The sequence below is a fragment of the Paenibacillus sp. TAB_01 genome (assembly GCF_043945595.1).
Lineage (GTDB): Bacteria > Bacillota > Bacilli > Paenibacillales > NBRC-103111 > Paenibacillus_S.
Map to the genome: position 1 here is coordinate 668410 of NZ_JBIFNP010000001.1, position 26667 is coordinate 695076.

Sequence of the window (26667 nt, forward strand, 5' to 3'; positions counted from 1 at the left end):
GGGGAGATACGGCTGTACACATATTTAGCGTAAATCGTATCTCCCGCACTTATCCTATTGCAGGCAAGGTGGTGGATGAAATTGAAAGCCGTATGGAAGTTTAGATCGCTTTATCTCATGATGATTCCTATCATGGCCTATTTTGCCATATTTTCTTATTATCCGCTTGTGCGCGGCTTGACGATCAGCTTTCAGGATTTCCGGCTTATCGGCAACAGGCCGTTTATCGGGTTTCAGAATTACGGCACGGTGCTGAAGGACAGCTCCTTCTGGCATGTGCTGGAGAACACGCTGCTGCTGGGCGGAGGCACGCTGATTATCGGCTTTATCATGCCTATTTTGTTAGCGTTATCGTTGAATGAAGTATTCTCGACCTGGTTCAAGAAAGTAACCCAAATGGTCGTCTATTTGCCCCACTTGTTTTCCTGGGTCGTCGTAGGCGGCATGTGGATTATGATGCTTTCTCCCGATACGGGAATCGTCAACCAGCTCTTGAAGCTGCTCGGCTCGGATAAGCCGATTGCATTCATGTCGAGCGAAAGCTACGCGCGGTGGGTGATGATTTTAACCTCCGTATGGAAGGAAATGGGCTTCACGTGCATCTTGTATTTGGCCGCCATCGTATCGATCAACCCGGCGCTGTATGAAGCGGCGCGCATCGACGGCGCAAACCGCTGGCAGCTGGTGAGGTTCGTTACGCTACCGTCGCTCGTCACCACGATGAAGGTGGTTGTGATGCTGAACGTGCTCGGCATTCTGCGCATGTTCGACCAAATTTTCGTCATGCGCAACGGCGCCATCGCCAAATCGGTGGACGTGCTGATGATGTACACGTATCAGAAGGGGATTATGGAATTCAAGATCGGCGTGGCTACGGCCGCCGGATTTTTAGTTATTGTGGCTACGCTGCTCATCACGTTTATTACCAGAGCCATCATTCGTTATGACGAGGGGTGAGAACGACCGTATGAAATCGAACAATCCGCATACCGGATGGGCAAGCCGCTCGTTCGATACATTGAACATTTTACTGCTGTTAATTACGGTGGCCACCATGGTCATCCCATTCTTGAACACATTCGCATTGGCATTTTCGACGAACTTTGCTTCGATGCAGCCGGGCATTGTACTTTTTCCAAAAGAATTCAGCATCGAGGGTTTTTCCACCGTGTGGAACCGGATGCAGCTGTATATTCCTTTCGTCAATAACATTATCGTTACCGTAGTAGGTACCGTCGGTCATGTGCTTCTCTGCTCCATGGCGGGGTATGTGCTTGTACAGCAGGGCCTGCCGGGCAAAAAGTGGATGGTATCCCTCATTCTGCTGACGATGACGATTCCGGGCGAAGCGATCATGATCCCGCTGTATGTGGTCAATAAGGAGCTCGGATTGTTAAACACTTTGACGTCGCTTATTCTATCCGGCCTCGTCTCCGGATTCAGCATATTGCTTATGCGTAATTTCTTTATGACCGTTCCTTCGGAAATGGGCGAATCGGCGCGCATCGACGGTGCCGGCGATTTTCGGATTTTCGTCACGATGTATTTGCCGCTTGCGAGCGCAGGCTTGGCCACCGTGTCGCTGTTCGAGTTCGTCAGCCGTTGGAACCAGTTTACTCCGGCGCTGCTCTATATTAACGATCATGCGAAGTACACGCTGCAAATCGCGCTGAAATCGCTTATTATCGACACCGATTCGACCTCGAGCAACTTCGTCATTACGACGAACGTTCGGATGGCGGGTATTGTCATTGCGCTTATTCCTTTAATTATCATTTATCCTTATGTGCAAAAATATTTCGTCAAAGGCATTATGGTCGGCGCCAACAAGGAGTAGCCTGACGTCAATTCAGTTCATATGAATCCGCGAGGAGAACGGAAAGGAATGGAAAAGACGATGAACGAACGTACATCCAGCACATCGACGGCCGTTTATACACGGCGCATTACGCATGAGGAGCAGAGCAGCTATATCGAGGTTCCCTTTGATATGCCCGACCAGGTGGAGGAGGTGCATGTCACTTACCGCGTGGAATCGTTCGGCGAGCCTAAAGCGGTCATTGATTTGGGCGTCAGAGACACACGCCGGGTTAGAGGCTGGAGCGGCGGCGCGCGCACGGAATTCCGGATCGGACGGGAAAAAGCGACGCCGGGCTATATCCCCGGCGAGCTGACCCCCGGCAAGTGGGCGGTGCTTCACAATGCTTATAAGGTGCCGCAGGAGGGCTGCGAGGTGACGGTTACCGTCGAATTCCGCTTTCTGGGCGGGCGCTGGCTCAAGGGCGATCTGCATACGCACAGCGTCCACAGCGACGGCACCTTTACGCTGGAGGAGAATGCAGCCATCATGGAAGAGCTCGGCTGCGATTTCATCGCGATGACGGACCATAATGCGGTCAGCCAGAACCTGGCCTATCCCCGCAATACGAAGGTCGTGATGATTCCGGGTATGGAATTTACAACCAATTTCGGGCACAGCAATTTCCTTGGCGTTACCGATCCGCTGGATGATTTTCGGGTAAGCGGCCAGCAGGACGTGAACGAACGGCTGCAGACGGCGAGGGAGCGGGGCGCGAAAATCGTGCTCAACCACCCTCACTGCGATTTCTGCCCGTGGGAGTGGGATTTTGCCGTCGATCACGACTGGGTCGAGGTGTGGAACGGGCCGTGGTCGGCCCGCAATGAGCGGACACTGGCCTGGTGGCAGGAGCAGCTGGCAGGCGGACGCAGGCTGGTGGCGATCGGAGGCAGCGATACGCACCGTCCCGACCCGTTCGTGAAGCACGCGATGCCATGCACCTGGGTGTACGCCGAGTGCAAGACGGCGCAAGGCATCCTTGACGGGATCGGCCGGGGCCATGTCAGCATCAGCTGCGCGCCGGAAGGGCCGTTCCTGGAGCTGAGCTGCGGGGAAGGAGCCTACCGGACGGGAGACGCCGTTCCTGCCGGAAAAGCGGGAGGCGGGCTGAAGCTTGCGGCGGAGGGCCTGCAGCCCGGAGACCGGATTCGCTGGATCCATGACAGCGGATTGGTGAAGGAAGTGCGCTGCGGAGAGCCTGGCGCAGGAGATTGGCAGGAAGAGGGCCTGCGACTGGATTTGGATGCCCAGGCTGAGGCACGGTTTTACCGTGTTGAGGTTTGGCGGCATTTCACCGAGACCGGTACCGAGCTTCTGGCGGCATTGACGAATCCGATCTACATGGAAAGGTAAGGGAATGGGATATGAAATGTACCGTGATGACATTTAATTTAAGATATGATAACCCGAACGACGGGGCGGACGCATGGCCGCACCGGGTCGACAACGTGGCGGAGACGATACGTGAGCACAGCCCGCTTGTCGTCGGCACACAGGAGGGCTACCTGGCTATGCTGACCGCGCTTGATGAGCAGTTGGATGGCTATACTTGGATAGGGCAAGGACGCTTCGGCGGTCACGAGAACGAGCATTGCGCGATATTTTACAAGGAGCACGAGCTGGAGCTAAGGGATCACGGACAGTTCTGGCTGTCGGAAACGCCGGAGGAAGCTGCGTCCAAGAGCTGGGACAGCATGTTCCCGAGAGTATGCACCTGGGCGCACTTCATCCATCACGAGACAGGGAAAGCCTTTCTCGTTTATAACACCCATCTCGATCACTACGCTCAAGCTGCAAGGGACCACGGCAGCAAGGTGATCTGGAAGCGGATCGTTTCCCACAAGGAAGAGTTCGGTCTGCCTGTGGTGCTGCTGGGCGACTTCAACAGTACGCCGGGCGATCTGCCGATCCGGTTCCTGCGCGGAGAAACGGCGTTCGAAGGGCATCAAACATGGCTGAAGGACGCCTATGCGGCATTGCCCGGAGCCATCGGATTAACGGCCCACAGCTTCCAGGGCGGCAGCGATGGGGAGCCGATCGATTATATTTTCGTATCGCCGGACGTTGAAGTGCTGTCCACGGCGGTTGAACGCCGGCATTTCGGAGGACGCTATCCGTCCGATCATTACCCGATTGTAAGCCGGGTGAGCCTATAGTGAAAGCAAATACGAGAGAGCGGGATGCGGGGCAAAACGAAGCATTCGCTCTCGTTTACAGCTTCCCGCACTTTTTGCATAAGAGAAGGAGATAGAAGAATGAGAGAAACCCTGGAAAAAATTTACGTCGTGTTCAAAACTCATTTTGATATCGGCTTTACGGGCTTGGCTTCGGAGGTGGTTCAGCGCTACCGTACCGGCATGCTGAAGGATGTCATCGATATTTGCGATCAAACCTCCGCCAACGAAGAGCTTGAGAAGTATGTATGGACCATGTCGGCGTGGCCGCTGCTCCAATCGTTGGAGGGCAGCGAGCCTGGGGATCGGGACAAAGCGGCGGAGCTGGTGAATAACCGCCAATTGATCTGGCACAAGCTTCCCTATACGACGCACACCGAATTTTGCGGGCTGGAGGAATGGATCCGGGGCATGTACGTGTCCCGCGGACTGACCGAACGGTTCGGCTACGACCCGAAGGATGCGAAGATGACCGATGTGCCGGGGCATACGTGGGCCGTGCCGTCCCTGCTCAAAAAAGCGGGCGTGGACATTCTCCACCTCGGCTGCAATCCGGCCACGACGCCGCCTGACGTCCCGCCCGTCTTCTACTGGGAAGTAACCGGACGGCGAGCGGCTGCTTACCTTTTACTCCAAAGGCTCCTACGGCACGGGCATTTTGCCGCCGGAAGGCTGGACGCATCGGGTATGGCTTGCCATGATTCAGACAAGCGATAATCATGGTCCGCACGATGCTTCGGTGATTCAGGAAATGAAGGCCTCGATCGAGGAGGCCGGTTTGTCGGCCGAGCTGCACATCGGCAGCCTGGGCGATTTCGCGGAGGATTTCCTGTCGCGGAATCCGGAGCTGCCTGTGATCCGCGGAGATATGGCCGACTCGTGGATTCACGGGGTCGGCACCGCACCGCGCGGGGTGTCCCGCGTCCGGGAGCTGCGGGGCCGGATCGCCGCAGCGGAGAGCGCGCTGGCGGTGAAGCAGTTCGCCGCCGGCGTGCAGGGCGCTTCCGGCGAAGCGGCTGCGGCTGCAGCCGGACTGGCTGCTGCGGCGAAGGCGCAGCTCGACGCGGCTTACGAGCAGACGCTGCTGTTCGGCGAGCATACGTGGGGCCTTGACTGCAAAACGTTCCTGTTCCCGAGAACGTACGACAAGCCATCGTTTCACCGTGACAAGGAGAGCGAGCGCTACCGGCTGATGGAGGCCTCCTGGCGGGAGCAGGAGGCCTATCTGGACCAGGCGGACAGCGCGCTGCGCCAAGCGGTGGAGGCGATGTCCGCAGCGACAGCGGCATCGCCAATGGTCGCGGTACCGGTAGCGGTAGCGGCCTCGATATCGCCATCGGCACCTGCATCGGCACCTGCATCGGCCTCTGGTGAGCTGAGACGGCTGCGCGTATACAACGCGCTGGGCTGGCGGCGCGACGCCGAGACGCAGCTGACGGCGGAACAGCTCCCGGCGGCCGACGAGCTGCTCGTCGACCTGCAGACGGGAGAACCGGTTTCGCTGGTCCTGGCAGCGGACGGCAGCGGGGCTGCGGCACAGGTTAAGGGACTGCCTGCGCTGGGGTACAAGACGCTTGCCTATGTCAAGAAGCCGTCGCCTGCGGCTGTAGGACAGCCTATGGAGGGCGGCAGCGCGCTGGATGCGGCTTCGGATTCGGACGGGCTTAAGGCGTATATGACCGAAACGGGTGCGGTGCTCGAGAACCGTTATCTGATCGTGAAGGTAAGCCGGTCCACCGGCTGGATCAGCAGCCTGTGGGATAAGAGGCTGCGCAAGGAGTGGATCGACCCGCAGGCGTCCGCGGGCTTCGGCCAATACGAGTACAACGTGTATTCCAGCCAGGAAATTACGCGCTATCTGAAAAAATACGCCTACCGCTTCTACGATTGGGGCGTGCACGATTTTGGCAAGACGAACTACCCGGAGGAGCAGCAGCGTGTATCTTACAGCACGCAGTTAACGGATTTGCAGCTGGTAAGGGACGGAGCGGCGGCAAGCATCCGCTGCACGGCGGCGGTTCCCGGCGTATCGGTGAAGGATTACGGCAATGCCCGGGAGATTCAATGGCAGGTGACGCTGACCGAAGCCTCCCGTTATATCGATATGGAGTGGAAGCTTACTGGGAAGGAGGAGACTCCGAAGGCGGAATCGGGCCATATCCTGTTCCCGTTGAAGCTGGAGCGTCCGCAATTCCGCATCAATAAGCTGGGAACGGTTATCGATCCGTGCACGGATCTTGTTCCTTCATCCAGCACGCTGGTCCACTGCTGCGAGCATTTCGTCGATATCACGAACGGCTTTGCCGGAATGGCGGTCATTCCGCTGGACTCGCCGCTGTTCTTTCTTGGAAAGAACGGCATGTGGGATTTCGAGCCGGATTACAAGCCGGTCCGTCCGGAGATCAACTTCAATCTGTTCAACAATTGGTGGGGAACGAATTTTCCGCAGTGGATCGGGGGCGAGCTCCGCTACCGCTACCGGCTTGTCCCGCATGAGGGGGATTGGGTGCAGGGCGAGGTTTGGAAAACCGCGCTCGAAACGATGACCCCGCCGATCGGGATTCCGTCGGCAGCCGGGGAGCCGGCTGCGGAAGCGGCAGCTGGTGAAGCTGCTGTGGAGCTGCTTGTGCAGGAGCTGAGCGGCATGGCCGTCTCCTGCTTCAAGCCTGCCGAGGACGGGCAGGGCTTCATTTTGCGGCTGCGGGAATGCTTGGGTCAGAGCCGTGAGCTCAAGCTGATGCTTGACTCCAGAGTCAGGGAAGTCAGGTCCACTGATTTGCTGGAACGGGACATCGAGACGGTTCACCTGCAGCCGGCTCGGGAAGGGGAAGCGGGAGGCGCCATTAGCCTTAGCACCCGGCCGTTCGAGCTGCAAACGCTGCGTATATTAACCTAGCGGACATAAGTAAGGTAAGGTGACAGAACAGTCATAACAATTGATGGTTAAGAAATAGCCGCAGGTCATTCCGGCTGCATGGGCATAAGCCTCAAGCTTATTCGTTTTGGAAGGATGGATCGTGCCTGAATTCGGGCGGATAAGCTTAGGCGGCCGACGGCAGCCTTTATATCTGGGGTATTTCTGATGCCGGGGAAGGGGCCAGCAGAACGATGGGAAAGATGAACGTCAAGTATGGCATTTCCGCTATTAACTGGGTGAATGAAGATATCAAGGAGTATGGGGACCACTATACGGCGGAGCAGGTGCTGGAAGAGATGGCTTCCCTCGGCTACGAGGGAACGGAATTCAGCCGTACATTTCCGCGCGACACGGCGGCGCTGGAGAAGCTGATGGGAGCTTATGGCATGGAGCTTACCTCCCAATGGAAGTCCGTTCGCTTTGCCGATCCGTCGCTTCGTACGGAGGAGATGGCGGCTTTCCGCGCGCATGCGGATTTCCTGAAGGCGATGGGCTGCCGCTATGTGGTAACCTGCGAGGCGGGGAATACGGTTGAGCATCCGGCGGACGATACGGTCGAGGTTATCCCTCTATCCGATGCGCAATGGCAGCATCTTGTGGACGGTTTGCACGAAGCGGGCCGTTACTGCCAAGAGAACGGAATGCAGATGGTGTATCATTTTCACGGGGAGAGCGTCGTGGAGAGCAGGGAGGAGATTGCCAGGCTGATGGCATCGACGAACCGGAGCTTGTCCACATGCTGTACGATTCAGGCCACGCCTACTACGGCGGAAGCGATCCGCTGCAGCTGCTGAACGACTACTACGACCGCATCCGCTACATTCACCTGAAGGATGTCCGGGACGATGTGCTTCAGCGGAAACGGCAATCCGGTGTCCGGTTTCGCACGGCGGTCAGGGAAGGGATCTTTACCGTTCCGGGCGACGGCTGTATCGATTTCCGGCCGATCATGGAACAGCTATCACACCGGGGCTACGAAGGCTGGATTATCGTGGAGGCGGAGCAAAACCCTGACGATGCAGCCCCCATGAAATATGCACGTCAAGCCAAGGCTTATCTGGAACAGCTGGCAGCGGATTTAGCTTAAGCCGGGGCGAATCATGCGGTCAGGTTAAGCGCTTATTTTTTTATGTGAAATTCCTTCGGAGAGGCAATCATAGTTTGGACTAACCGAGCATAGGTTAAATTAAAATCCTGGATTAACCGCTTAACCGAATCGTGTTGAAGCCGGGTGAATCCATCCCGTAGAAAGGAGTGATTGCCGATGATGTGGTATTTCAAAGCGCTGGGCAAACGCAAAATCATTGAATTCATACTTCTGGTCATCTTCGCCGTTTTCTTCATGGGTCCTTTAATGAATCTTATTTTGTTAGCGTTTACAGGAAAGTGGCAGTACCCTGCGGCGCTGCCCCAATCCTGGTCGCTGGACTGGTGGAAATTCGTTCTCGCGAAGGATGAAGTCGTCAAATCGATCGGGTTGTCCTTCCTGATTGCCGCCGTCGTCACTGCGCTGTCCATCTTAATTTGTATTCCGGCTGCCTATGCGTTCGCTCGAATCCGCTTCCCGCTCAGCCGGATGTTCCTGTTCTCCTTCCTGCTTACGCACGCGTTTCCGAAGATGGGCCTATACGTATCCATCGCCGTCTTGTTTTACAAGCTGGGGCTGATGAATACTTTTGCCGGCGTCGTGCTCATTCACATTGTGAACACTTTGATGTTTATGACCTGGATTCCGTCATCCGCTTTCCGTAATGTGCATCAGGCGCAGGAGGAGTCGGCCAGGGATGTCGGCGCCAGCCCGTTTCGGGTGTTCTGGCACATCACCTTTCCGATGGCGCTTCCGGGAATTACGGTCGCTTCGATCTTTACGTTTCTTAATTCGCTGGACGAAGCGCAGGGGACGTATTTGGTCGGCATCCCGGATTTCCGTACCATGCCTGTCGTCATGTACTCGATTATTTCGGATTATCCGAGCACGGCCGGTGCCGTATTTTCCATCATATTGACCCTGCCGACGATTGTTCTTTTGCTTGCTGCGCAGCGGTTTGTGACAGCCGACGTGATGTCGAGCGGCTTTCAAATGAAATAACGCAGGAGCGTTCAACGCAAGCTGCGACATTTTCCCAAAGGAGCCTAGCCTTATGAACCAGCTATCGATTCGAAGCTTGACCAAGCGTTATAAGACGGGAGAAGGGGTTACCGACATCAGCATCGACGTGAAAAAGGGGGAGCTCGTGACGCTGCTCGGGCCGTCCGGCTGCGGCAAAACAACCGTGCTGAGAAGCATCGGAGGATTCCTCGAGCCGGATTCGGGCGACATCTTCATTGAAGGCAAAAGCGTGCTGAAGCTTCCTCCGGAGAAACGGCCGACGGGCATGGTGTTCCAGGGCTACAATCTGTGGCCGCATATGAATGTGTATAACAACCTTGCTTTCGGCCTGAAGCTTCGCAAGAAGAGCAAAAGCGAGATTGCCGCAGCCGTGAAGCGGGTGCTGGAGCTGGTTCGGCTCCCCGGCGCGGAGCAGAAATTTCCCGGCCAGCTGTCCGGCGGGCAGCAGCAGCGGATTGCCGTGGCGCGCGCTTTTCTTCTGGAGCCGGCCGTGCTGCTGCTCGATGAGCCGTTCTCTGCGCTCGATGCGAAGCTTCGCCACGAGCTGCGCGAAGAGCTGCGGGACATTCAGGCCAGCACCGGGCTGACGATGGTTTTTGTCACCCACGATCAGGAGGAGGCGCTTTCCATCTCGGATCATATCGTCGTAATGAACGGCGGGCAGATCGAACAGATGGCTACGCCGCAGGAAATTTACGATTATCCGAGCAGCCTGTTCGTAGCGCAGTTTATAGGCAAAATGAATTTCGTGAAAGGGGTGGCGGACGGCGGCAGAGTACATATGGGCGGATTGGCATTCGACAATACGAAAGGGCTTCAAGGGGAAGTGACGGTAGCGGTAAGGCCGGAGGATATTTCCGTGATAATCGGGGATCAAGCGGGAGACGGCATGGCGGGAACTATACATCAGGTGATGATCCTGGGTCACTATGCGGAAATTTCGCTGGAGACGGCCTGCGGACCGTTGAAGGCCTTTTTGCCGAGAGATCAGGTTAGGGACATGTACGCGGGACTGCATGTACAGGTGAAGTGCGCCAAGGTGTTGTGTTATCCGTCCGCTTAGGAGCGTACGGCATTTCGGTTCCCAAGGAGGGGCGTTCCATGAGTTCATCGCGCAATAAGAAAAGATTGAGTGTGGCACTGGCTTCCGTGCTGGCATTATCCGCTTTGGCAGGCTGCAGCAGCGCAAGCCAGCCGACGTCAGGCGGGGCAGGAACGGCAGGGACAGGCAAGGATGAATTTTCGTTTTACTTCACCGGTTCCTTGAACGTCAAAGAGTTGTGGGAAACATTGGTCCCGACATTCGAGAAGCAGAATCCGAACATCAAAGTGAAGCTGGTTCATATCGAGTCCGGAGCCGGCGGACAGTCTACGCTGGACCGTCTGATTGCTGCGAAGCAGGCGGGGCAGAAATCCGGCAATATCGATCTGTACGAAGCTGGACTAAGCGATGTGACCAAAGGGATCAAGGAGGATCTGTGGGGAGCGGTCGAAACCCAGAAGATTCCGAATTTGGCCAAAGTCGACGACGGCTTCCTGAAGGATTTGAAAAATATGGCCATCCCTTACCGGGCTTCGGCCGTCATTCTTGCTTACAACAGCGCTAAGGTGAAAACGCCCCCCAAAACGGCCAACGAGCTGTATGACTGGATTCGCAATAACCCGGGGCGGTTCGCGTACAATGATCCGTCCACAGGCGGCGCGGGCGATTCGTTCGTCCAGACGGCGATCTACAATTTCCTGCCGCCCGAGGCGATGCGCAATTCCGATCCGGGCATGATGAGCCAATGGGATAAGGGCTTTGCCCTGCTTAAGGAATTAAAGCCGTTTATGTACCAGAAGGGCGTGTTCCCGAAGAAAAACCAGGGGACGCTCGATCTGCTGGCCAACGGCGAAGTCGATATGATTCCGGCCTGGTCCGACATGACGCTTGAACAGCTGAACAAGAAGCTGCTGCCCGATACGGTCAAAATGACGCAGATCGATCCCGCCTTCACCGGCGGTCTCGACCTATTTGATGGTGCCTAAGCTGACCGAGCATGCCGATTCCGTCAACAAGTTCCTCGACTTCGTGCTGTCGCCGGAGGCGCAGACGGTCATTGTCAAGAAGATGTTCGGCTACCCCGGCATCAAATGGTCGGAAATGCCGCAGGAGCTGCGGGATCAATTCAAGGATGTCGCCGGAGGCTACCGCCAGTTTAACCTGGGCGATCTCGGCAAGGAGATTCAGAAACGCTGGCAGAGAGAAGTTGCGGGCGAATGACGAAAACGAAGCAAAGTCTGCTGGGGCTGCTGCTGGTCCTTCCGTCGTTTCTCGTGCTGACCTTTGTCGTCATCGTGCCGATTGTGCTTGCGATCAACGAGAGCTTCCGTAATGAGGCGGGACAGTATAGTCTGGAGCATTACATCTATCTGTTTACGGATAAAGTCAGCGTGGGCAATATTATTTTTACGATAAAAATCACGCTCATTTCGGTCATGCTGTCGCTGCTGATCTCTTACATCATGGCGGTGTATCTCCGCTTCAGCAGCGGCGTTATCGTCAAATGGATCCAGAAGCTGTACATGATTCCGATGTTCATTCCTTCCGTTATCGCGTCTTACGGGATTATCAATATGTACGGGAATCACGGATGGTTGTCGAGAATCCTGCTGCTGTTTGGAAGCGAAGCGCTGCCAAAAATTATTTTTGATTACAAAGGCTTGATTCTGGCGAATCTGTGGTTCAACATCCCGTTCACCACGATGCTGCTCAGCTCGGCGCTCGCCGGAATTCCGGATGCAGTCATTGAAAGCGCCAAGGATGTGGGCGCCAGCCGGGTTCAGCTGTTCCTGAAGTTTATCGTGCCCTTGTCGTACCGGACGATGCTTGTGGCCGTCACCTTTATTTTTATGGGCATCATCGGCGGGTTTACCGCCCCGTATCTGATCGGGCCGAATTCCCCTCAAGTGCTGGGCGTGGCGATGCAGCAAATTTTTTCCGTATACCAGGAGACGCAGCTGGCGAGCGCCAATGCGGTGTTTATGTTCGTACTCTGCTCGCTGATGGGTTACTTCTATATCCGCACGATGATCAAAGACGACAAGTCTCATTAAAGCGGTTGCCTCTTTCTCTTAACAGGGAAAGGGGCATTTACCGTATTTACCAATAAAAAAACGCTTGGCGCTGCAGCATTGCGGGCTGGGAGGCGCACAGGCCGGAGAGTCCGATTTCACCTCGCCGGAGGGAAAGTCGGAGTCATCCATCGACTTAAATGAGGAGGAAGAAAAATGAAGAAGCAGATAGCGGCATCCGGGGAGCTGCAGTGGACGGAAATTCACGCCGGGACGGATTACGAGTTTGTATTTGAGCTGGAGCAGGACGGCTTCGTGGAGCTGGAGCTGCTCGCCAAGTCGGACAGCCATTGGACGCTGCCGGGCAGCGAAGCGTCGGTGCTGCGCATGGAGCTGAACGGGGAGTATAACCAGGACTGCGTTCTGTTTTACGGCAGCCGGCCGTTAAGCTATACTCGGCTGCTCGGATACCATCCGGCGGGAGAATACAGCCTGAGGCTGTCCTTCAATGCGGAAATCTCGTCTCCGAAGGTGCAGCGCGCTTGGATTCAGGAGATCAAGCTGGGGGTTGTCACAGCAGCATCGGAGCTGTTCGAGGTGTATAAGCATACACCCGTTTTATATGGGCGCAGCTTGTATCATCCATACGACAACCGGGACACGGATACGCCGATGCTGATGTTTTATTGGACGGAGTCAGTAGGGAGCGGCAGGGCGATTGAGTACCAGATCATGTTCTCCCACGAGGATGAAGGGACGCCGACACCGTTATTAATGAGCAAGTGGGGAAGAACGACAGACATTGAATGGGTGTACAGGGTGGTGCTGGACGAAGCGGGGGAAGTACAGAGCGCGACCTTTCAGGGACCGCACCATATTACGACGTCGTTTGAGGGCGGCAGCGCATTGGGCGGGCATCCCGTGCTGCAAGTGGCAACCGCTAACGGGATGGTGGATCAGCAGATCACCTCGGCGTACCGCTTTTTGTTTCCCCCTGCTTATGAATGGAAGCCGGCAGTGGAGCCGAGAGAGCGGGTGATGGATGCGTTCCCGTTCACCTATCAGGTGACTGCATGGGAAATGCTGCGCCAGCATCCGGCGGAGCGGCCGGTGCTCGCGAACTCGTTTCGGTTGGGCGACCTTCGTCACTATTTGTATGTGCAGACGGCGAAAGTAACGGCCCGTCCCGAGGTTAAAACGTCCATCGACATTCAGGTCAAATTGACGGGCGTTAACGGATGGTTTTCGGGAAGCTTCGGCGATCTTCGTCACGGCAATTTCCGCTGCGCTTATGACGGTCCATATTTTCAATTCTCCACGACCGTGAAGCTGCCGAAGGGAACGGGACTGGCCCATATCGAAGAGATCTGCGCGGTTTGGCTGCCGGGCGGGGAAGCTTCGGTGGAGGTGCCGGAGTTTAAGGCGTTTTTCCTGGACGAGGAATACAAGCCCATGGAGCCGATTCGCAGCAGTGTTTCCGTGACAGTGACGGAAGAACAGCCTAGGCAAACGCTGTGGAGGGCAGCGCGGTCTGAGCTTCAAAAGGAAGCGGGGGCCGAAGCATGAAGATACTGTTGAATGCCGAAGGCATCGTAACGCCCGCCGCTTCCAAGAGCCACATCACCTATACCGTACATCTGCAAAGGGATTGCCAGGAGCTGCATGTGGAATTCGCCTACGAGCCTAAAAAGCTTGAGGACGAAGCGCAGTCGAAGGCGCTTATTGAAGAAGGGCTCCGGCAGTATATAGAAGCGGAGCATCTCCAGGCTTATGCAGAGAACTGGAGGTCTTATCTGCCGCTGCAAAATTTGCTGACCCTGTCGCTGGATGATGAAACCGGGTTTCGCGGCGCGGGACATCGGCACGATCCGGTACAGCGTCTGGTCGTGGATGCCGACAAGGCTTCGCCGGGATTGATCCCCGGCGTATTTCCCCGGGGACAGCTTCGCATTACGATAAGCCTGCACTGTGTCGTGACCGAGCAGTGCAGGTACAAGCTGCATGTATGGGAAGGAGAGGGTGCATGATGAACGGCGGTGATTGGCGGGGGGCGTCCCCGGACAATGGAGAAAGCAGTGCGACAGGCGCGGCAAGTGCAGCAAGAACAGCAAGGGCAGCAAATGTAGAAAGTGCGGTAAGTGCAGCGGACGCAGCAAATGCAACAGACGCAGCAAGTGCAGCAAATACAGCTAGCGCAGCATCGCCCAGCGCTGGCAAGAAACCCGGCCCGCAGGGGCAGTGGCGTCCCTATGAGCTTCACTGCCATACCTTCCACAGCGACGGCCAACAGTCGCTGGCCGAGCTCGCCGCAGCGGCAAAGTCGCTGGGGCTCATGGGAGTAGCGCTGACCGACCATAATACGATGACCGGACTTTCCGGCCGGGCAGAGGTAACGGAGCAGACCGGAATACGGATCATTCCCGGACTGGAATGGACGACCTTTTTCGGGCATATGCTTACTTTAGGCATACGGGAGTATGTGGATTGGCGCAACCTCAGTCCGTTTCATATTCACAGAGGGATTGAAGGGGTTCACCGGCAGGGAGGCGTTGTCGGGGTGGCTCATCCGTACCGACCAGGCAGCCCGATGTGTACAGGATGTTTTTGGGAATTCGAAGTGACCGATTGGAGCCAGGTTGATTATATTGAAGTATGGTCGGGACTGTTTCCGTCCATCCGCAGAAACAATAGCCGTGCCTTTGCGTTCTGGACGGAGCTATTGAACCGGGGCTGCCGGATTGCCGCTACCTCGGGAAGGGACTGGCATGAGTCCCGCAAGCCTGTAACTGAGCCGGTGGCAGCTACATTCCTTCATATAAAAGAGGATGAACTAGCGGCCCCCGATGAGATCCGGGATGCCATCCGTTCGATCCGCGAGGGCTCGCTGGCCGTATCGATGGGCCCACGGCCGGAGCTTACGGTTGCGCTGCCGCAATCGGGAACGGTTTGGGGCATCGGGGAGACGGTGCATTTTCGTCCGGACGGGCAGGAGCAGGCCATTGTAACCGCAGGAGCCGATTTCTCCGCCAGGGCGGGATATTGGGAGCTGCCGGAACAGATTTTAAAGCTGCGGATTTTCAGCAATTTGGGCGAGCTGGCCGTCATGGAGCTCACCGGCGACCAGCCGTATGCCGGCAAAGAGCTGTCTCTCGTCGGTGTGAAGTGGCTGCGGGCGGAGCTGTATGGCGTATTCTGCGGCGCTTATACGATGATCGGATTTACGAATGCGATTTTTGTGGAGGAAGTGGATGCGTGTGACGCAGGCGGCTGATCTTTGGCATATTGCGCGCGGGGATGTATTGCTTCGACTGCTGCTGGCTGTTGTATTAGGCGGCATGGTGGGCATCGAACGGGAATGGCATCATCACGCCGCAGGCTTTCGGACGCACATTCTCGTATGTCTGGGCTCCGCTATCATCATGCTGCTGTCGATGTACGGCTTTTCCGATTTCGCAAACGAGCCGAATACCCGAATGGATCCCGCACGCCTGGCCGCCCAGGTGATCAGCGGGATCGGCTTTCTCGGCGCAGGGGCCATCCTGCGCAACGGCTCGGTCATCAGCGGCCTGACTACCGCCGCATCGGTATGGGTCGTGGCTGCCATCGGCTTGTGCGTTGGAGCCGGTTTTTGGTATGCGGCTTTGGTTGCTACAGGGCTGGCGCTGATCAGCTTGCTGCTGCTGAACAAATGGGAGAAGCAGTGGATGCGGCACCGCCGTCACCATGAATTAACGATAATGACGCAGGATTATCCGGGCGTTCTCGGCAAAATTGCATCCGCTTTCGGAGACCAGGGGATTGCGATCGATCATGTCCGTATGGTTTCAGAGGAACCGGCGGTTCCCGAGGAGGACGGCCTGCCGGTGATGAAGCTCTCGCTCAGCCTGAAGGTGAACAGTCCGGAGCGGCTGCTGGCGGCAATGGAGCGGATTCACCGGTACGAGTTTGTTCTGTGGGTCCAGTCCGAGGGGACGCCGCTGCAGCCTTTGCAGCCGGGAATCGGCAAGGAGACGCAGTAAGGCTAGGTCTTTACGCAGCGCAAACGAGGGCGGAAACCGGAAGACGAGGAAGCGCAGCTGTAAACGTGACGGGGGCAAAGGTTCCATGTATACTATATTTATAGGAATAAGGAATGAAGAGCCTTGGGAGGCGCACGCCATGCCCGAAGGGTCACGGTTTACTTTAGAGAAAAAAGCGAGGGTGCAAGGATGCGTAAGTCTTTTGTCATTGAAGCGGTTATGATTGCGGTCTATGGAGAGCTGCTTGCTCCCAGCCAGCCGGTAGATTATTTGGTGCCCTATTCTACGATTCGGGAGCTGTATGAGCTGCGGGACAGCCAAGAGCCGATTATGCCCGACGCGAACGACGAGAAGCATGTCCGAACGAAAATCGCCGAGCTGATCGACCTGCTGGAGCAGCCCTTTTACCGGAAGCAGCTGGAGCGGGCATTGACGGTCCCCTGGGCAAAAGCCCCGCTGCTGCTAAGTGAAGGTGTGACCTTTACAGTCGTCTCCTCTTATGATAATGAGGAATACGGGGAAGCGTTCGATCCGATTGAAACGGAGCTTATTTTGACGGCCATCCGGGAACAAACGCCGCTGCTGACCGATCAGCCCGATTTTATCGTCAAGCTGATTGAAGGCGAAATCCCCGTTCAGGTCTACGATCTGGATGACTTCGAGTTTGCGGTGGAGGACGACACGGAATAAAAAACGAAATCACGACCTGTCAGGAAGACGGCTCGTGATTTTTTATTTGTGCCTTAAAGCAGCCGTTTCTTAAGCCAGATCCGGTAGACGGCGTACACGCCGGCAAGAAACAGGACATAGACGCTGACGGAGAGAATAAGCTTCCTCGGGTCCGACGTCAGATTGCCGCCGATAAAAGCGAACAGGAGCATGGCCGGAATTTTGCCCAATGCGGAGGCGACGGCAAACGTCAGGACAGGAATTGAGGTAACGGCCGGAACGACATTGACCACGGCCTGCGGAATGACCGGAATGAGACGGGCCAGCAGAATCGTGAGAAAAGGATGCTTTTCGAGCGCAGCCTGCAGCTTGTCGAGCCGCTCGTATTTGGCGAGATAGGCTCTGCCCTGTTCGCGGAACAAATAGCGCGCCAGCCAGAAGACGAGAACCGAAGCGACGGATGCGGCGGACCAGCTGAGAAATGCCCCGGCCAGAGGGCCGTACATGTATCCGAGCAGACCGATAATAATTTTGTATGGAAGCACGGGGATGATAATAAATCCCAGCGCCACGCCAAAAACAAGCGGCAGGGAGGCGTCGCCGGCTTGTACCCAGCTAAGGATTTCATCTTTGTATATATAGACGAGCACGATCAGAACGGCATAGAGGCCGAGAGTGTACCATTTCTTCATCGCTTTGCATAACTCCCTTGCAGGCTATCGTACGTATTTCTTTCATTGTACGCTTTTGCGCGAAAAAAAGCTCGCCCGATCCGGCATCCCTGGCAAGGGAAGCGAATCGTGCGAGCGGATTGGAGCCGAAGCGCGTTGAGGCGCTGATCGGCAGGGAATGGCAGCCAAGCGGTGCGCCGCTTGGCTGAAGATCAAGTAAGATTAAACAAAATGAAGTCCGTAGGTGTTCGGCAGCGGAATCGGCAGCAGTCCGAGAGCGTCCTTGCTGTGAGGCGAAGCCGGATCGAACAGCAGAGAGATCAGCTCGCCTGGAGCGAGCTCGAGCGTATTGCCTTCAGCCAGCTCGACACGGTACGTTCCGTCCGGCTGCGGAGCGATCGACGGCACGGAAGCCTGCCGGGCTTCCCAGTACGGAGCGGCCTGCTTGACCAGCTGCTCGGCGCTCACGAGATAGACGGTGCCGCCGTTGCCGGTGGCTTCCGGCGAAATCCCCGCCTGCTTGACCAGCTCCAGCAGGCCGTGCTCGTGCCAGCCCACGGCAGCGTCCAGCCGCGGCAGGCCGTACCGCGTCACCGCGTCGGCGAGCAGCGCGGCGACGGCTTCCGGCGCGCCGGCCCAGTCGAGGGCCAGCGCGGGCGCCTTGCCGGGATAGCGGCCGGGCGCCGCGATCACGGCAAAAGCATCGGCGCCGCCTTGCTCAGGCGCGGCGACGAGCGTTTGATGTGTCAGCTTCACGCAGCTGGCGTACGCTTCCGCACCGAGCAGCAGCTGCAGCCCGGTGAGGCTTTGCTCGTACGCGACGCTGCGCGCGGACGCGGCTTGCTGCACGGCGAAGACATCCGCCGGCGTGTAAGGGCGCCGCTGCCGCGAGTCTGCAGCAGCGTCAGCCAGGCGCGCGGCGCTGTCGGCATCCAGCGCGAACCGTTCGGCGCGGCCGAACGGATAGCAGTGCACCCGCGTATACAGCGAGCGGTCGCCCGAAATAAACAGCAGCGACGCGCCTGCGTCTTCGGCGTGCTGTTTGCACAGGTCCAGCAGGCGGCCTGCGATGCCCTGCCCTCTGTAATCCGGATGGGTACAGACCGCACCCATCGAGAATACGTTCAGCTTCGCGGGGCCAACCTGCAGCACGAAGGGAACCAGGCCCATAAAGGAGACGAGCCGCTCTCCGTCGAAAGCGCCGTACGAATGGCTGCAGCCCGGCGCGAAAATCGCGGGAAAGGCTGTCGCCATCGACGTCTGCTCCGCATCCCGGAAAATGGAGTCGGCCAAGGCTGCCGCCTGGCTTAATTCATCGGTATGTACTAATCGCAATTCCAACATCTGTGTTGCCTCCTTGAATTCATTAGGTACTTGTGGACCTCGCCGTATCCTCCGGAGCCGACCCTGACAGAACTGACAGGACCGCAAAAGAGGCCATCATTCTGCCCGGCACGGCTCGAAGCATGGAAAAGGCGTTGATCGGCAGTTCTGGAAGCGTCAGCCTTGGGCTGATGGTTTTCGACATGCCAGGCAGGAGCATAAGGATTCGTTTCACAAAAATAAGAGCACATTTTATGTCAAATGATCTATGAAGCCTGGGCATCCTTATTTTCCGAATTTTTAGGCCGTACGCTTATGCAAAGATACTAACATACAAGCAATCATTCCAAAACAAAAAATATTGTCAATAGTCTGACTATTCGAGAGGCAGCTCCAGTCGCATCGCAAAATATTTCCCCGGAAATTGACGAATCCATCTGTGATGACCAGTGCAGCTGTGAATAAAGCCTGCTTAATTTATAGCTTTATGCAGCTCCTTTCGGAGACATGCGGTCTTATGTTCGGTTCAACAGCCGGTCACTCGACCGCGTATAGGTTTTTTTCGCCATTTAAGATAAAATAAAACGTAGCGTTGAAAAAAATGCAGCAGATTGGAGTGGTTGATCTTGTCAAAATACATAACTTATTTCGGATCTTATTCGGACAAGCAGAGTCCGGGTTTACATGCTTACCTGTTTGACGAAGCAGCGGGGAAGCTGGAATTTATCGAATCGTATGCGGGGCTGAAGGATCCGACCTTCCTTACATTAAATGAAGAACGTCAGCTGCTGTATACCTATTCGCAGGCGCCGGCGGGAGAAGCAAGCGGAACCGGCTTGACCTACCGGATCGACCCGGTTTCCGGCAAGCTGGATTTGGCCGGAGAACAGGAGACCCAGGAACCGGCTGCCACCCATATTAATCTGGATCATGCCAAACGTCAGGTGATGATGGTAAGCTACGGGGGAGGCATGATTTCCCTTTTCCCTATCCTGGAGGATGGAACCATCGGTCCGCTGAGCGATAAGATTCATCATCAAGGCAGCAGTGTCGTACAGGGACGCCAGGACAGCGCTCACCCTCACTCCATCTATACCGATCCATCCGATCAGTTTGTCATCGTGCCGGATCTCGGGCTGGATAAACTGATTGTCTACCGTTTGGACAGGGATAACGGCAAGCTGGTGCCTCATGACGAAGCGGCCGTCGCGCCGGGAACAGGTCCGCGTCACTTCGCGTTTCATCCGAAGCTGCCGTATGCCTACGTCATTCAGGAACTCAGCAATACGCTGACGGCTTTTGCCTATGACCAACAGAACGGCAAGCTGAGCAAAATTCAGAGCGTGTCGACGCTTCCGGCCGGATTTGAAGGCGCAAGCTCGACGGCGGAGGTGCAGATCTCGCCGTGCGGCTCTTATTTATACGGATCGAACCGGGGGCATGACAGTATTGTCGTGTTTGCCATCGATGCCGAAACCGGGAAGCTGAGCCTGGTGCAGCATCAATCCACCTTAGGCGGGCATCCGAGACATTTCAGCTTGACGCCGAGCGGAGACTATTTGCTGGCAGCCAATAGGGATACCGATTCCGTGGTTGTTTTCCGTGTCGACCGGACAAGCGGCAAGCTCGAAGCGGCCGGAGAGCAAGTTTCGGTTTCCAAGCCGACCTGCGTCCGCTTTTTCAAACAAGCGTAGCGGCGAATGCTTTAGGGCTGCCGTCCGTTGGCTTAGGCTGTTGCTTATCCTTATTCCTCTCACGGGTCTCAACAGCGTGAAGGAGAAGGTCCCACCGGAGTATCACACTAAAACCATGGGTTTTATCTATAAGTTCGGGCCGCCGCGGGCGGCTCTTTTCTTTTGACAGGCCGGGGCGTCAGCTGGGCGGGGACTGCCGATTTGGCGGGAAACAGCAGTATGCCGCTTTTGCTTATCTGCGTGCGCGGCAGACGGAAGTTAACTCAGGATGATGGCTTGTAACCGAATTGGAGCTACAATGAATCCGGATCGATGAAAGAAAAGTTTCCGGGGGAGGCTGATTTCTTGCTGCGGTTACGTAAGCTTCAACTGCTTTATAAGGGAATTCTTCCGTTTGGTTTGGTTGCTGCGGCAACGGTTCTTATTTGGCGGGAGCAGGGAAGCTATGGTGACGGCATCCGTTCCGTTCCCTGGAGTGAATGGATTCTGCTGCTGTATGGACTACTCGCCACGCTGGCGGGGCTGAAGCTTCTTCAAGCGCGCCGCGCCTCGTCCTCTCGTGCGTTATCGCCGCAGCCTGCCGATCCGGCGGCTGTCGAGGCTCAGCATGCCGCCCGGCGGCACCACGAGCGGCTGCAGGAGGAGGTAACTAACTTATCTGACAATACACGGAAGCTGGAGGAGAAGCTGCGCTCTCAAGCGAACCGCTTGAAGCCGTATATGATTTTTCCGCTGCTCCACGAACATTTGAACTGGGGGGATATGATAGATCAACTGGAATCGACGGGCTGCCGCGTTCAGGACCGAAGATGGTACGCCGTCTTATCCCTTCAGATTGAGCCGCTCGAACAAACGCGGTTCGGTGAGAAGAACGGGGGCTGCTTTATTTTTCGATTCAAAATATGATTGAGGAGCTGATCCCGGAATCTGACCGGCTTGCGCCGATCCTGGTAGACCGGACGGTTACGCTGCTCGTGATGCATGACTGCGAGACGAAAGAGGCGTTCCGCGGCGTGATAGAGGACTGGATTACTGCCGTGCAAACCTCCGTATTTCACTATATCCGGTTAAAAACGCGCTTCGGCGTCAGTACCTTATTCGAGCATGTGAAAGAGTGTCCGGCGGCATTTCGGGAGAGTGTCCAAGCGATCAATTTTCATTCTTGGCCGGAGCGGGCGGGGGCGGTTTTTTATTTTGAAGCGATGCCGAAGGGGCAGAGCGTTCCTTTCCCGGAGGCTCATCCGCTGGAGACGGAATGGCTGGAGGCCGTGAAGACGGCTGAGGCGGAGCGGGCGGGGCAGGTGTTGAATCAAATGATTCGGGGACCTGTTTCAGCCGCCGCTTCACCCGCTTGCGCTGGAGATGTCTCTCATACGTCTGCTTCTTACGTTCCTCGATCACATCAAGCAGTGGGGTGTGTATGCTGATAAGGGACTGCCCATGCCAGCCTCGCTGTTTCAAGAGGTATTGGCACTTCGGAATGCCGGGGAGGCCGAGCGCTGGTTTCGAGAAACGCTGATGAACCCTTCCCTTCATGCGATTCAAGGGACGGTGAAATCGCATAAGCGCCATTTGCTTGAGCGGATTGTAAATATTATTCAGGAAGAATACGATACGGAGCTGTCGCTGGAATCGGTGGCCGGCCGTCTGCAATATAATGCGAACTATTTAAGCGGGCTGTTCAATAAAGAGATGAATATCACGTTCAGCGAATATTTGGCCAAGTACCGTCATGATAAGGCCAGGAAATGGCTGGTTGCATCGGACATACCGGTGAAAGAAATCGCCCAACGGCTGCAGTATAAAAATTCGCAAAATTTTATCCGTTCTTTCCGAAGAAGCCAAGACATGACTCCAGGGGAGTACAGGCTGAAATTCGGGCGAAAGCCGCTGATGACGGAAGCTGAATTCAGATTGCAGTCCTCTGAAGAGCAGGTGCAGGAGACATGAAAGTGAAAGGCTAATCATGGAGCAATGAGGCGTATCGGGAGCTGATCCGGCGCCTCTTTTCGACGTTTTCCACTATAAAGTTAAATTTGGACTATGGCTTGTAACCGCAACTTATTTCAAGATAGAGGAGAAAGATGAGCTAAGGATTAGAATAAGGGGATGAATGGAATTGACTGCACCTCCGGATCGGCGCAAGCTTACATTGAATGACTCGCCTTTGGCATGGGCCAGAAGAGCCTGTGATACGGTTATCGCACAATATACACCGGATGCTTTGCCCCCGGCTAACCGTTGGCATTACCATCAAGGCGTATTTCTGCAGGGGATGGAAAAGCTGTGGAGGGTAACCGGCGAGTCTGTCTACTTACATTATATTCAGGACTATGTCGATCTTTATATTAGTCCGGCAGGCGACATTTCCGTGAAGGCGCATCTGGACGACTTGATGCCGGGTCAGCTGCTGCTGCTTCTGGAGCAGGAAACCGGGGAGCTTAAGTACCGCAGAGCGGCAGCCCGTTTGCGGGAGCGGCTGGATAACTGGCAAACGACGCCGGACGGCGGCTTTTGGCATAAAGATATTTATCCTAATCAAATGTGGCTGGATGGGATTTACATGGCTGGCCCGTTTGCAGTAAAATACGGCTTGCTGTATAATGAACCCGGGTTATTCGACCTGGTCGTCCGGCAAGCGTTGCTGATGCATAAACATATGGCTGACGAGCGCTCGGGTCTTCTATATCACGCGTGGGACCACAGCCGCCAAGCGGCTTGGGCCGATAAGGTCACGGGGCGTTCGCCTGAATTTTGGGGCCGTTCCGTCGGATGGTATGGCTTTGCGCTGGCCGAAATTTTGGATTATCTGCCTGAAGGATATCCTCAGCGGAACGCCTTAGTCCGCATTTTGTCGCGGTGGCCAGAGGGTCCAGTGCCTATCAGGATCGCTCCACAGGCTTATGGTATCAAGTCGTTGACAAGGGAGACAGGCCGGACAATTGGCTGGAGCTTTCCTGCTCGACCCTATTCGTATTCTGCTTATCCAAAGCTTCCAGAGCAGGGATAGCGGACAGTTCGGCCGCGGAGGCTGCTCTGCGCGGTTACGAAAGCGTTTTAAAGCGAATCGAATTTACGGAAAACGGATTCATGCGTATTCCTGATATATGTGTAGGTACGAGTGCCGGAACGTATGAGTACTATGTGCAGCGCGAGCGTAAGACCAATGATCTTCACGGAATCGCTACGTTCGTCCATATGTGTATGGAGATGGAGCTTCTTGCCCGCAGTTGAACTTGACTGTATCCAAACTACGCCACGGGAGGGAATCGCCAAGTGCCGAAATATTTGTTGCGTCTTTTGAGTTTGAATTTTATTCTTGCGGCGATTCCAGTTATATCGATCGGATTGATTTCCTATTATATCGCGGCCGGTGATATTGAGAATAAAGTCAAGGAAGGCAATATGCAGGTGCTGCTTCAAACGCAGATGCGGGTGGAGCAATCGCTAAAAACGCTGGAGCTGACATCATTGCAGTACGTGAACTCCCCGCTGGTGCTCTCCTCGTTGAACGAAGCCCTGACCGCCGATGATTTCTTAAAGCTGCGCGATTTGTCCCGGGGCCTTTATAATTTGCAAACGTTTACTCCGATTCGGGAGGCCTATCTGGTCAATTTAAATATGGATTGGCTGATGAGCTTCGCTATTTTTCATAAGCTGAGCACGTCCCCGGACCGGGATTTGTTTCTATCCTATGCGAAGCACCCGAACAGCTTGTTCTGGTTAACCGAAAATCCTAAGACGGCTTCCGACGCAGGGGCGGATCCGAACGGGACTGCAGGGATGGATGGGGATTCGGCCGTAGAGGACACGAGCTCTCCCAAATCGATCCGCATGGTATACAAGATTCCTGTCGTGTCGGCCACGAACCAGCCCAAGGGTCTGCTGATTGTTGAAATATTGAACAGCCAGATCAAAACGCTGCTGTCGTCGAATACGAATCTGGGCGACGTGTACGTGTTGGACCGGAATGGGCAAAATTTCCTGTACGAAGACAGTCAAGCGGACCCGAATCAGCAGATTTACACGATGGTTTCGGAGAAGGTTCACCAAAATAATGACGAATCCGGCTTTGTCAATGCGGTGATCAACCATAAGGAGATGGGGATTTCTTACCGGCTGTCTCCCTACAATGGATGGACCTATGTGTCGGCGGTTTCGATTGAAGATATTACGAAGCAATCCAAAAAAATCGCATGGGTGACGTTCTTCGTTTGCACCATTATATTTGCGCTGGTCGCTCTGTTCGCTTTTTATGGAACCCGCCGCATGTATTCGCCGATCAAGAGGCTGTTCGAATTTACCAAAGATATCGAGGTGGAGGGTCAGCAGCATAAGGATGAGCTGGTATCCATCGAGCAGCGGTTCCGTACGCTGTTCAGCACGGAGAAGAAGCTGCAGGAGCAGGTGCAGGGACAGTTCAGCCAATTGACGGAGTTCTTCGTGCTGAAGCTGTTCACGGGTCAAATATCGGACAAAGACTTCGCCTACCGCGCGCAGCTGTACGGATTCCCTGCCGAATGGAAGCGGCTTGGCGTGCTCGCCGTACAGATCGATACCCTGCAGGAGACCCGGTACCAGGAGCATGATAAGGAGCTGCTGCTGTTTGCGATCAACAATATCGTAGGCGAGCTGGTGCCGCAGGGGGAACGCTTCAGTCCCGTGCTGCTCGACCAGTCGCAGGTGACGCTGCTCGTATGCCAGACCGATGACGAGGCGGAGCTGAAGGCGCACTTCTTCCAGACTGCGGAGCTGATTAAGCAGAAGGTACGCGAGTTTTTGCAGCTTAGAGTCAGCATCGGCATCAGCCGTCCTTTCGAGAAAGCGTCGGCCTCCGTTCATGCCTACGGCGAATGTCTTGAGGCGCTGAAATGCAGAATGAGCCTCGGCAACGATATTATCGTGCATTACGAGGATATCGACGCAGGCAAAAAAGATCTGGAAGTGACGGTGTACACCCAGCTGAAGCTGCTTGAGGATCAGCTGATCAATGCTTTGAAGCTCGGCGATATGGAGCGGGTCGATCTTGTCTTTGAGAAATATATCTCTGCGATAGTGGAAAAGGACATTCATTTCAATGAATATCCGGTGCTGATGATGCAGTTGATCTCCAAAGCGTTCCAGCTGGTGCAGGAGCAGGGCGGCGCGGTGAAGAAGGTGCTCGGAGACAAGGCGACCGTCGATTATTTCCTGAAGCTCAACACATTGGAGGACATTATCAAGTGGTTTAAAAAGACCTTATTCGAACCGATTATCGGGTTTCTGAATCATCAAGCCGAATCGCAGTACGTCAATATCGCGAATCAGATGGTGAAGCTGGTTCATGAGAAATACGACCAGGATATTTCACTGGAGGCCTGCGCGTCGACGCTGAATTTCCACCCTGTCTATTTGAGCCGCGTGTTCAAGAAGGAAATGGGCATCAATTTCAGCGAATATTTGGCGGATTACCGGATGAATATGGCCAAAACGTGGCTGGAGAATACGAATTTAAAGGTGTCCGAAATTGCGGAAAAGCTGAATTATACGAACACGACCGCATTTATCCGGACCTTCCGGAAAATTGTCGGCATGACCCCGGGCCAATACCGCGAGCAGCATAATAAAGAAGGCTAGGCTCGGTTCGAAAGACCTGAGGGAGCGAAAAGGCTCCTTCGGGTCTTTTTTTGTTTTGAAAGAAGACAAGGGTAGAAGCCGGCCGCCGTTTCGAAGAAACGGGTACAGACCGAAAAAGAACCGCAGCAGAAATCTCTAATGCAGATCAGAAGAAGGAATGGGTAGGGGGGAAAGTTTACGGGCCGTCTTTGTAGCCGTGTTCCACCCGCCTGACCTGATCAATGGAATACGACTCAACAACGGCTGGCACCCCATACCCATTCCTTCCCACGCACTACCGTATGGCCCTCTGAGGCTCTAAAGATTTCCAAGTTGTTCAAGGGCCCCCGGATTTAAGTGGCCCTCCAACGCTAAAAGCCCGCCCGGGAGCATATTGCATCGATTGTTCCAAGGTTAAATTCAGAGCATCCGCAGGTTAAAAAACGACTATTCCGCTCCCCTAATCTTCATACCTGTGCGGGAAAAGCCCTTGGTGATAACAAGTTGAATACAAGTGATAGCATGTTCCTACCAGCCGGGTGATAATGAGTTCACAAACGATCACGTTATAGGTTAGGAGGAC

General features: G+C 55.3%; 23 protein-coding genes and 2 pseudogenes. 23 read left to right on the forward strand and 2 right to left on the reverse strand.

What is annotated here, in order from left to right; translation table 11 throughout:
* The first annotated feature begins 75 nt into the window (after positions 1–75).
* From ACHHV8_RS03300 to ACHHV8_RS03380, 17 genes and pseudogenes are all read left to right on the forward strand, one after another.
* Positions 76–957 carry an ABC transporter permease subunit gene (locus tag ACHHV8_RS03300; RefSeq protein ID WP_395156720.1) on the forward strand — a complete coding sequence of 294 codons (882 nt, stop codon included), beginning with the start codon at positions 76–78 and terminating at the stop codon, positions 955–957.
* Between the two features lie 10 nt (positions 958–967).
* Positions 968–1837, forward strand: a complete 870-nt coding sequence (locus ACHHV8_RS03305) for a carbohydrate ABC transporter permease (protein ID WP_395156722.1) — start codon at positions 968–970, stop codon at positions 1835–1837.
* Between the two features lie 48 nt (positions 1838–1885).
* Positions 1886–3211, forward strand: coding sequence for a CehA/McbA family metallohydrolase (locus ACHHV8_RS03310; RefSeq protein WP_395156724.1), 1326 nt, complete (start codon positions 1886–1888; stop codon positions 3209–3211).
* 11 nt (positions 3212–3222) lie between these two features.
* Positions 3223–4014 (forward strand): endonuclease/exonuclease/phosphatase family protein, encoded by a 792-nt coding sequence (locus ACHHV8_RS03315; protein ID WP_395156726.1) that lies wholly within the window; start codon positions 3223–3225, stop codon positions 4012–4014.
* Positions 4015–4113: 99 nt separating this feature from the next.
* Positions 4114–4749, forward strand: coding sequence for a glycoside hydrolase family 38 N-terminal domain-containing protein (locus ACHHV8_RS03320; protein ID WP_395156728.1), 636 nt, complete (start codon positions 4114–4116; stop codon positions 4747–4749).
* Positions 4730–6928, forward strand: a complete 2199-nt coding sequence (locus tag ACHHV8_RS03325; protein ID WP_395156730.1) for a DUF5054 domain-containing protein — start codon at positions 4730–4732, stop codon at positions 6926–6928. Before ACHHV8_RS03320 ends, ACHHV8_RS03325 begins: the two co-directional genes overlap by 20 nt.
* 317 nt (positions 6929–7245) lie before the next feature.
* Positions 7246–8036: pseudogene (iolE, locus tag ACHHV8_RS03330) on the forward strand (myo-inosose-2 dehydratase).
* A 177-nt stretch (positions 8037–8213) separates the two neighbouring features.
* Complete coding sequence (locus ACHHV8_RS03335; protein WP_395156732.1) at positions 8214–9038, forward strand: ABC transporter permease; 825 nt, start codon at positions 8214–8216, stop codon at positions 9036–9038.
* 52 nt (positions 9039–9090) lie between these two features.
* On the forward strand, positions 9091–10122 hold the full coding sequence (locus ACHHV8_RS03340; protein ID WP_395156734.1) for an ABC transporter ATP-binding protein: 1032 nt from the start codon (positions 9091–9093) through the stop codon (positions 10120–10122).
* Positions 10123–10160: 38 nt separating this feature from the next.
* Positions 10161–11087 carry an extracellular solute-binding protein gene (locus ACHHV8_RS03345; protein WP_395156736.1) on the forward strand — a complete coding sequence of 309 codons (927 nt, stop codon included), beginning with the start codon at positions 10161–10163 and terminating at the stop codon, positions 11085–11087.
* Complete coding sequence (locus ACHHV8_RS03350) at positions 11074–11322, forward strand: hypothetical protein (protein WP_395156738.1); 249 nt, start codon at positions 11074–11076, stop codon at positions 11320–11322. Before ACHHV8_RS03345 ends, ACHHV8_RS03350 begins: the two co-directional genes overlap by 14 nt.
* The gene (locus ACHHV8_RS03355) at positions 11319–12155 is read left to right on the forward strand and encodes an ABC transporter permease (RefSeq protein WP_395156740.1); all 837 of its coding nucleotides are present in this window, start codon (positions 11319–11321) and stop codon (positions 12153–12155) included. Before ACHHV8_RS03350 ends, ACHHV8_RS03355 begins: the two co-directional genes overlap by 4 nt.
* 174 nt (positions 12156–12329) lie before the next feature.
* Positions 12330–13679 carry a hypothetical protein gene (locus ACHHV8_RS03360; protein ID WP_395156742.1) on the forward strand — a complete coding sequence of 450 codons (1350 nt, stop codon included), beginning with the start codon at positions 12330–12332 and terminating at the stop codon, positions 13677–13679.
* Entirely contained in the window at positions 13676–14140 is a 465-nt protein-coding gene (locus ACHHV8_RS03365; protein ID WP_395156744.1) for a hypothetical protein, read from the forward strand. The genes ACHHV8_RS03360 and ACHHV8_RS03365 overlap by 4 nt, the downstream gene beginning before the upstream one ends.
* On the forward strand, positions 14137–15384 hold the full coding sequence (locus ACHHV8_RS03370; RefSeq protein WP_395156746.1) for a CehA/McbA family metallohydrolase: 1248 nt from the start codon (positions 14137–14139) through the stop codon (positions 15382–15384). The genes ACHHV8_RS03365 and ACHHV8_RS03370 overlap by 4 nt, the downstream gene beginning before the upstream one ends.
* Complete coding sequence (locus ACHHV8_RS03375; RefSeq protein ID WP_395156747.1) at positions 15362–16132, forward strand: MgtC/SapB family protein; 771 nt, start codon at positions 15362–15364, stop codon at positions 16130–16132. Before ACHHV8_RS03370 ends, ACHHV8_RS03375 begins: the two co-directional genes overlap by 23 nt.
* 189 nt (positions 16133–16321) lie before the next feature.
* The gene (locus tag ACHHV8_RS03380) at positions 16322–16822 is read left to right on the forward strand and encodes an ADP-heptose synthase (protein ID WP_395156749.1); all 501 of its coding nucleotides are present in this window, start codon (positions 16322–16324) and stop codon (positions 16820–16822) included.
* Between the two features lie 53 nt (positions 16823–16875).
* On the opposite strand, the gene ACHHV8_RS03385 is transcribed toward ACHHV8_RS03380, so the two are convergent.
* Both ACHHV8_RS03385 and ACHHV8_RS03390 read right to left on the reverse strand, forming a co-directional pair.
* Positions 16876–17493 (reverse strand): TVP38/TMEM64 family protein, encoded by a 618-nt coding sequence (locus tag ACHHV8_RS03385; RefSeq protein WP_395156751.1) that lies wholly within the window; start codon positions 17491–17493, stop codon positions 16876–16878.
* A gap of 201 nt (positions 17494–17694) precedes the next feature.
* Positions 17695–18816: a GNAT family N-acetyltransferase gene (locus ACHHV8_RS03390; RefSeq protein WP_395156753.1), complete on the reverse strand. Its 1122-nt coding sequence runs from the start codon at positions 18814–18816 to the stop codon at positions 17695–17697.
* Positions 18817–19421: 605 nt separating this feature from the next.
* On the opposite strand from ACHHV8_RS03390, the gene ACHHV8_RS03395 reads away from it, so the two are divergent.
* The 6 genes and pseudogenes from ACHHV8_RS03395 to ACHHV8_RS03420 all read left to right on the forward strand — a co-directional run bounded on the left by ACHHV8_RS03395 (position 19422) and on the right by ACHHV8_RS03420 (position 26105).
* Positions 19422–20489, forward strand: a complete 1068-nt coding sequence (locus ACHHV8_RS03395) for a lactonase family protein (RefSeq protein WP_395156755.1) — start codon at positions 19422–19424, stop codon at positions 20487–20489.
* A gap of 345 nt (positions 20490–20834) precedes the next feature.
* Positions 20835–21395 carry a hypothetical protein gene (locus tag ACHHV8_RS03400; protein ID WP_395156757.1) on the forward strand — a complete coding sequence of 187 codons (561 nt, stop codon included), beginning with the start codon at positions 20835–20837 and terminating at the stop codon, positions 21393–21395.
* Positions 21392–21916 (forward strand): hypothetical protein, encoded by a 525-nt coding sequence (locus ACHHV8_RS03405; RefSeq protein ID WP_395156759.1) that lies wholly within the window; start codon positions 21392–21394, stop codon positions 21914–21916. The genes ACHHV8_RS03400 and ACHHV8_RS03405 overlap by 4 nt, the downstream gene beginning before the upstream one ends.
* Before the next feature lie 13 nt (positions 21917–21929).
* Entirely contained in the window at positions 21930–22439 is a 510-nt protein-coding gene (locus ACHHV8_RS03410) for a helix-turn-helix transcriptional regulator (protein ID WP_395156761.1), read from the forward strand.
* Between the two features lie 163 nt (positions 22440–22602).
* Positions 22603–23723 (forward strand): annotated as a pseudogene (locus tag ACHHV8_RS03415) (glycoside hydrolase family 88/105 protein).
* 42 nt (positions 23724–23765) lie between these two features.
* Positions 23766–26105, forward strand: a complete 2340-nt coding sequence (locus tag ACHHV8_RS03420) for a helix-turn-helix domain-containing protein (RefSeq protein WP_395156763.1) — start codon at positions 23766–23768, stop codon at positions 26103–26105.
* Positions 26106–26667: the final 562 nt, after the last annotated feature.

Coding starts and splice junctions, on each gene's coding strand:
- ACHHV8_RS03345 (WP_395156736.1), top strand. CDS start 10,161: ATGAGTTCATCGCGCAATAAGAAAAGATTGAGTGTGGCACTGGCTTCC.
- ACHHV8_RS03410 (WP_395156761.1), top strand. CDS start 21,930: ATGCCAGCCTCGCTGTTTCAAGAGGTATTGGCACTTCGGAATGCCGGG.
- ACHHV8_RS03375 (WP_395156747.1), top strand. CDS start 15,362: ATGCGTGTGACGCAGGCGGCTGATCTTTGGCATATTGCGCGCGGGGAT.
- ACHHV8_RS03340 (WP_395156734.1), top strand. CDS start 9,091: ATGAACCAGCTATCGATTCGAAGCTTGACCAAGCGTTATAAGACGGGA.
- ACHHV8_RS03325 (WP_395156730.1), top strand. CDS start 4,730: ATGATTCAGACAAGCGATAATCATGGTCCGCACGATGCTTCGGTGATT.
- ACHHV8_RS03360 (WP_395156742.1), top strand. CDS start 12,330: ATGAAGAAGCAGATAGCGGCATCCGGGGAGCTGCAGTGGACGGAAATT.
- ACHHV8_RS03405 (WP_395156759.1), top strand. CDS start 21,392: ATGATTGAGGAGCTGATCCCGGAATCTGACCGGCTTGCGCCGATCCTG.
- ACHHV8_RS03320 (WP_395156728.1), top strand. CDS start 4,114: ATGAGAGAAACCCTGGAAAAAATTTACGTCGTGTTCAAAACTCATTTT.
- ACHHV8_RS03315 (WP_395156726.1), top strand. CDS start 3,223: ATGAAATGTACCGTGATGACATTTAATTTAAGATATGATAACCCGAAC.
- ACHHV8_RS03370 (WP_395156746.1), top strand. CDS start 14,137: ATGATGAACGGCGGTGATTGGCGGGGGGCGTCCCCGGACAATGGAGAA.
- ACHHV8_RS03335 (WP_395156732.1), top strand. CDS start 8,214: ATGATGTGGTATTTCAAAGCGCTGGGCAAACGCAAAATCATTGAATTC.
- ACHHV8_RS03365 (WP_395156744.1), top strand. CDS start 13,676: ATGAAGATACTGTTGAATGCCGAAGGCATCGTAACGCCCGCCGCTTCC.
- ACHHV8_RS03305 (WP_395156722.1), top strand. CDS start 968: ATGAAATCGAACAATCCGCATACCGGATGGGCAAGCCGCTCGTTCGAT.
- ACHHV8_RS03390 (WP_395156753.1), bottom strand. CDS start 18,816: ATGTTGGAATTGCGATTAGTACATACCGATGAATTAAGCCAGGCGGCA.
- ACHHV8_RS03380 (WP_395156749.1), top strand. CDS start 16,322: ATGCGTAAGTCTTTTGTCATTGAAGCGGTTATGATTGCGGTCTATGGA.
- ACHHV8_RS03385 (WP_395156751.1), bottom strand. CDS start 17,493: ATGAAGAAATGGTACACTCTCGGCCTCTATGCCGTTCTGATCGTGCTC.
- ACHHV8_RS03310 (WP_395156724.1), top strand. CDS start 1,886: ATGGAAAAGACGATGAACGAACGTACATCCAGCACATCGACGGCCGTT.
- ACHHV8_RS03355 (WP_395156740.1), top strand. CDS start 11,319: ATGACGAAAACGAAGCAAAGTCTGCTGGGGCTGCTGCTGGTCCTTCCG.
- ACHHV8_RS03300 (WP_395156720.1), top strand. CDS start 76: ATGAAATTGAAAGCCGTATGGAAGTTTAGATCGCTTTATCTCATGATG.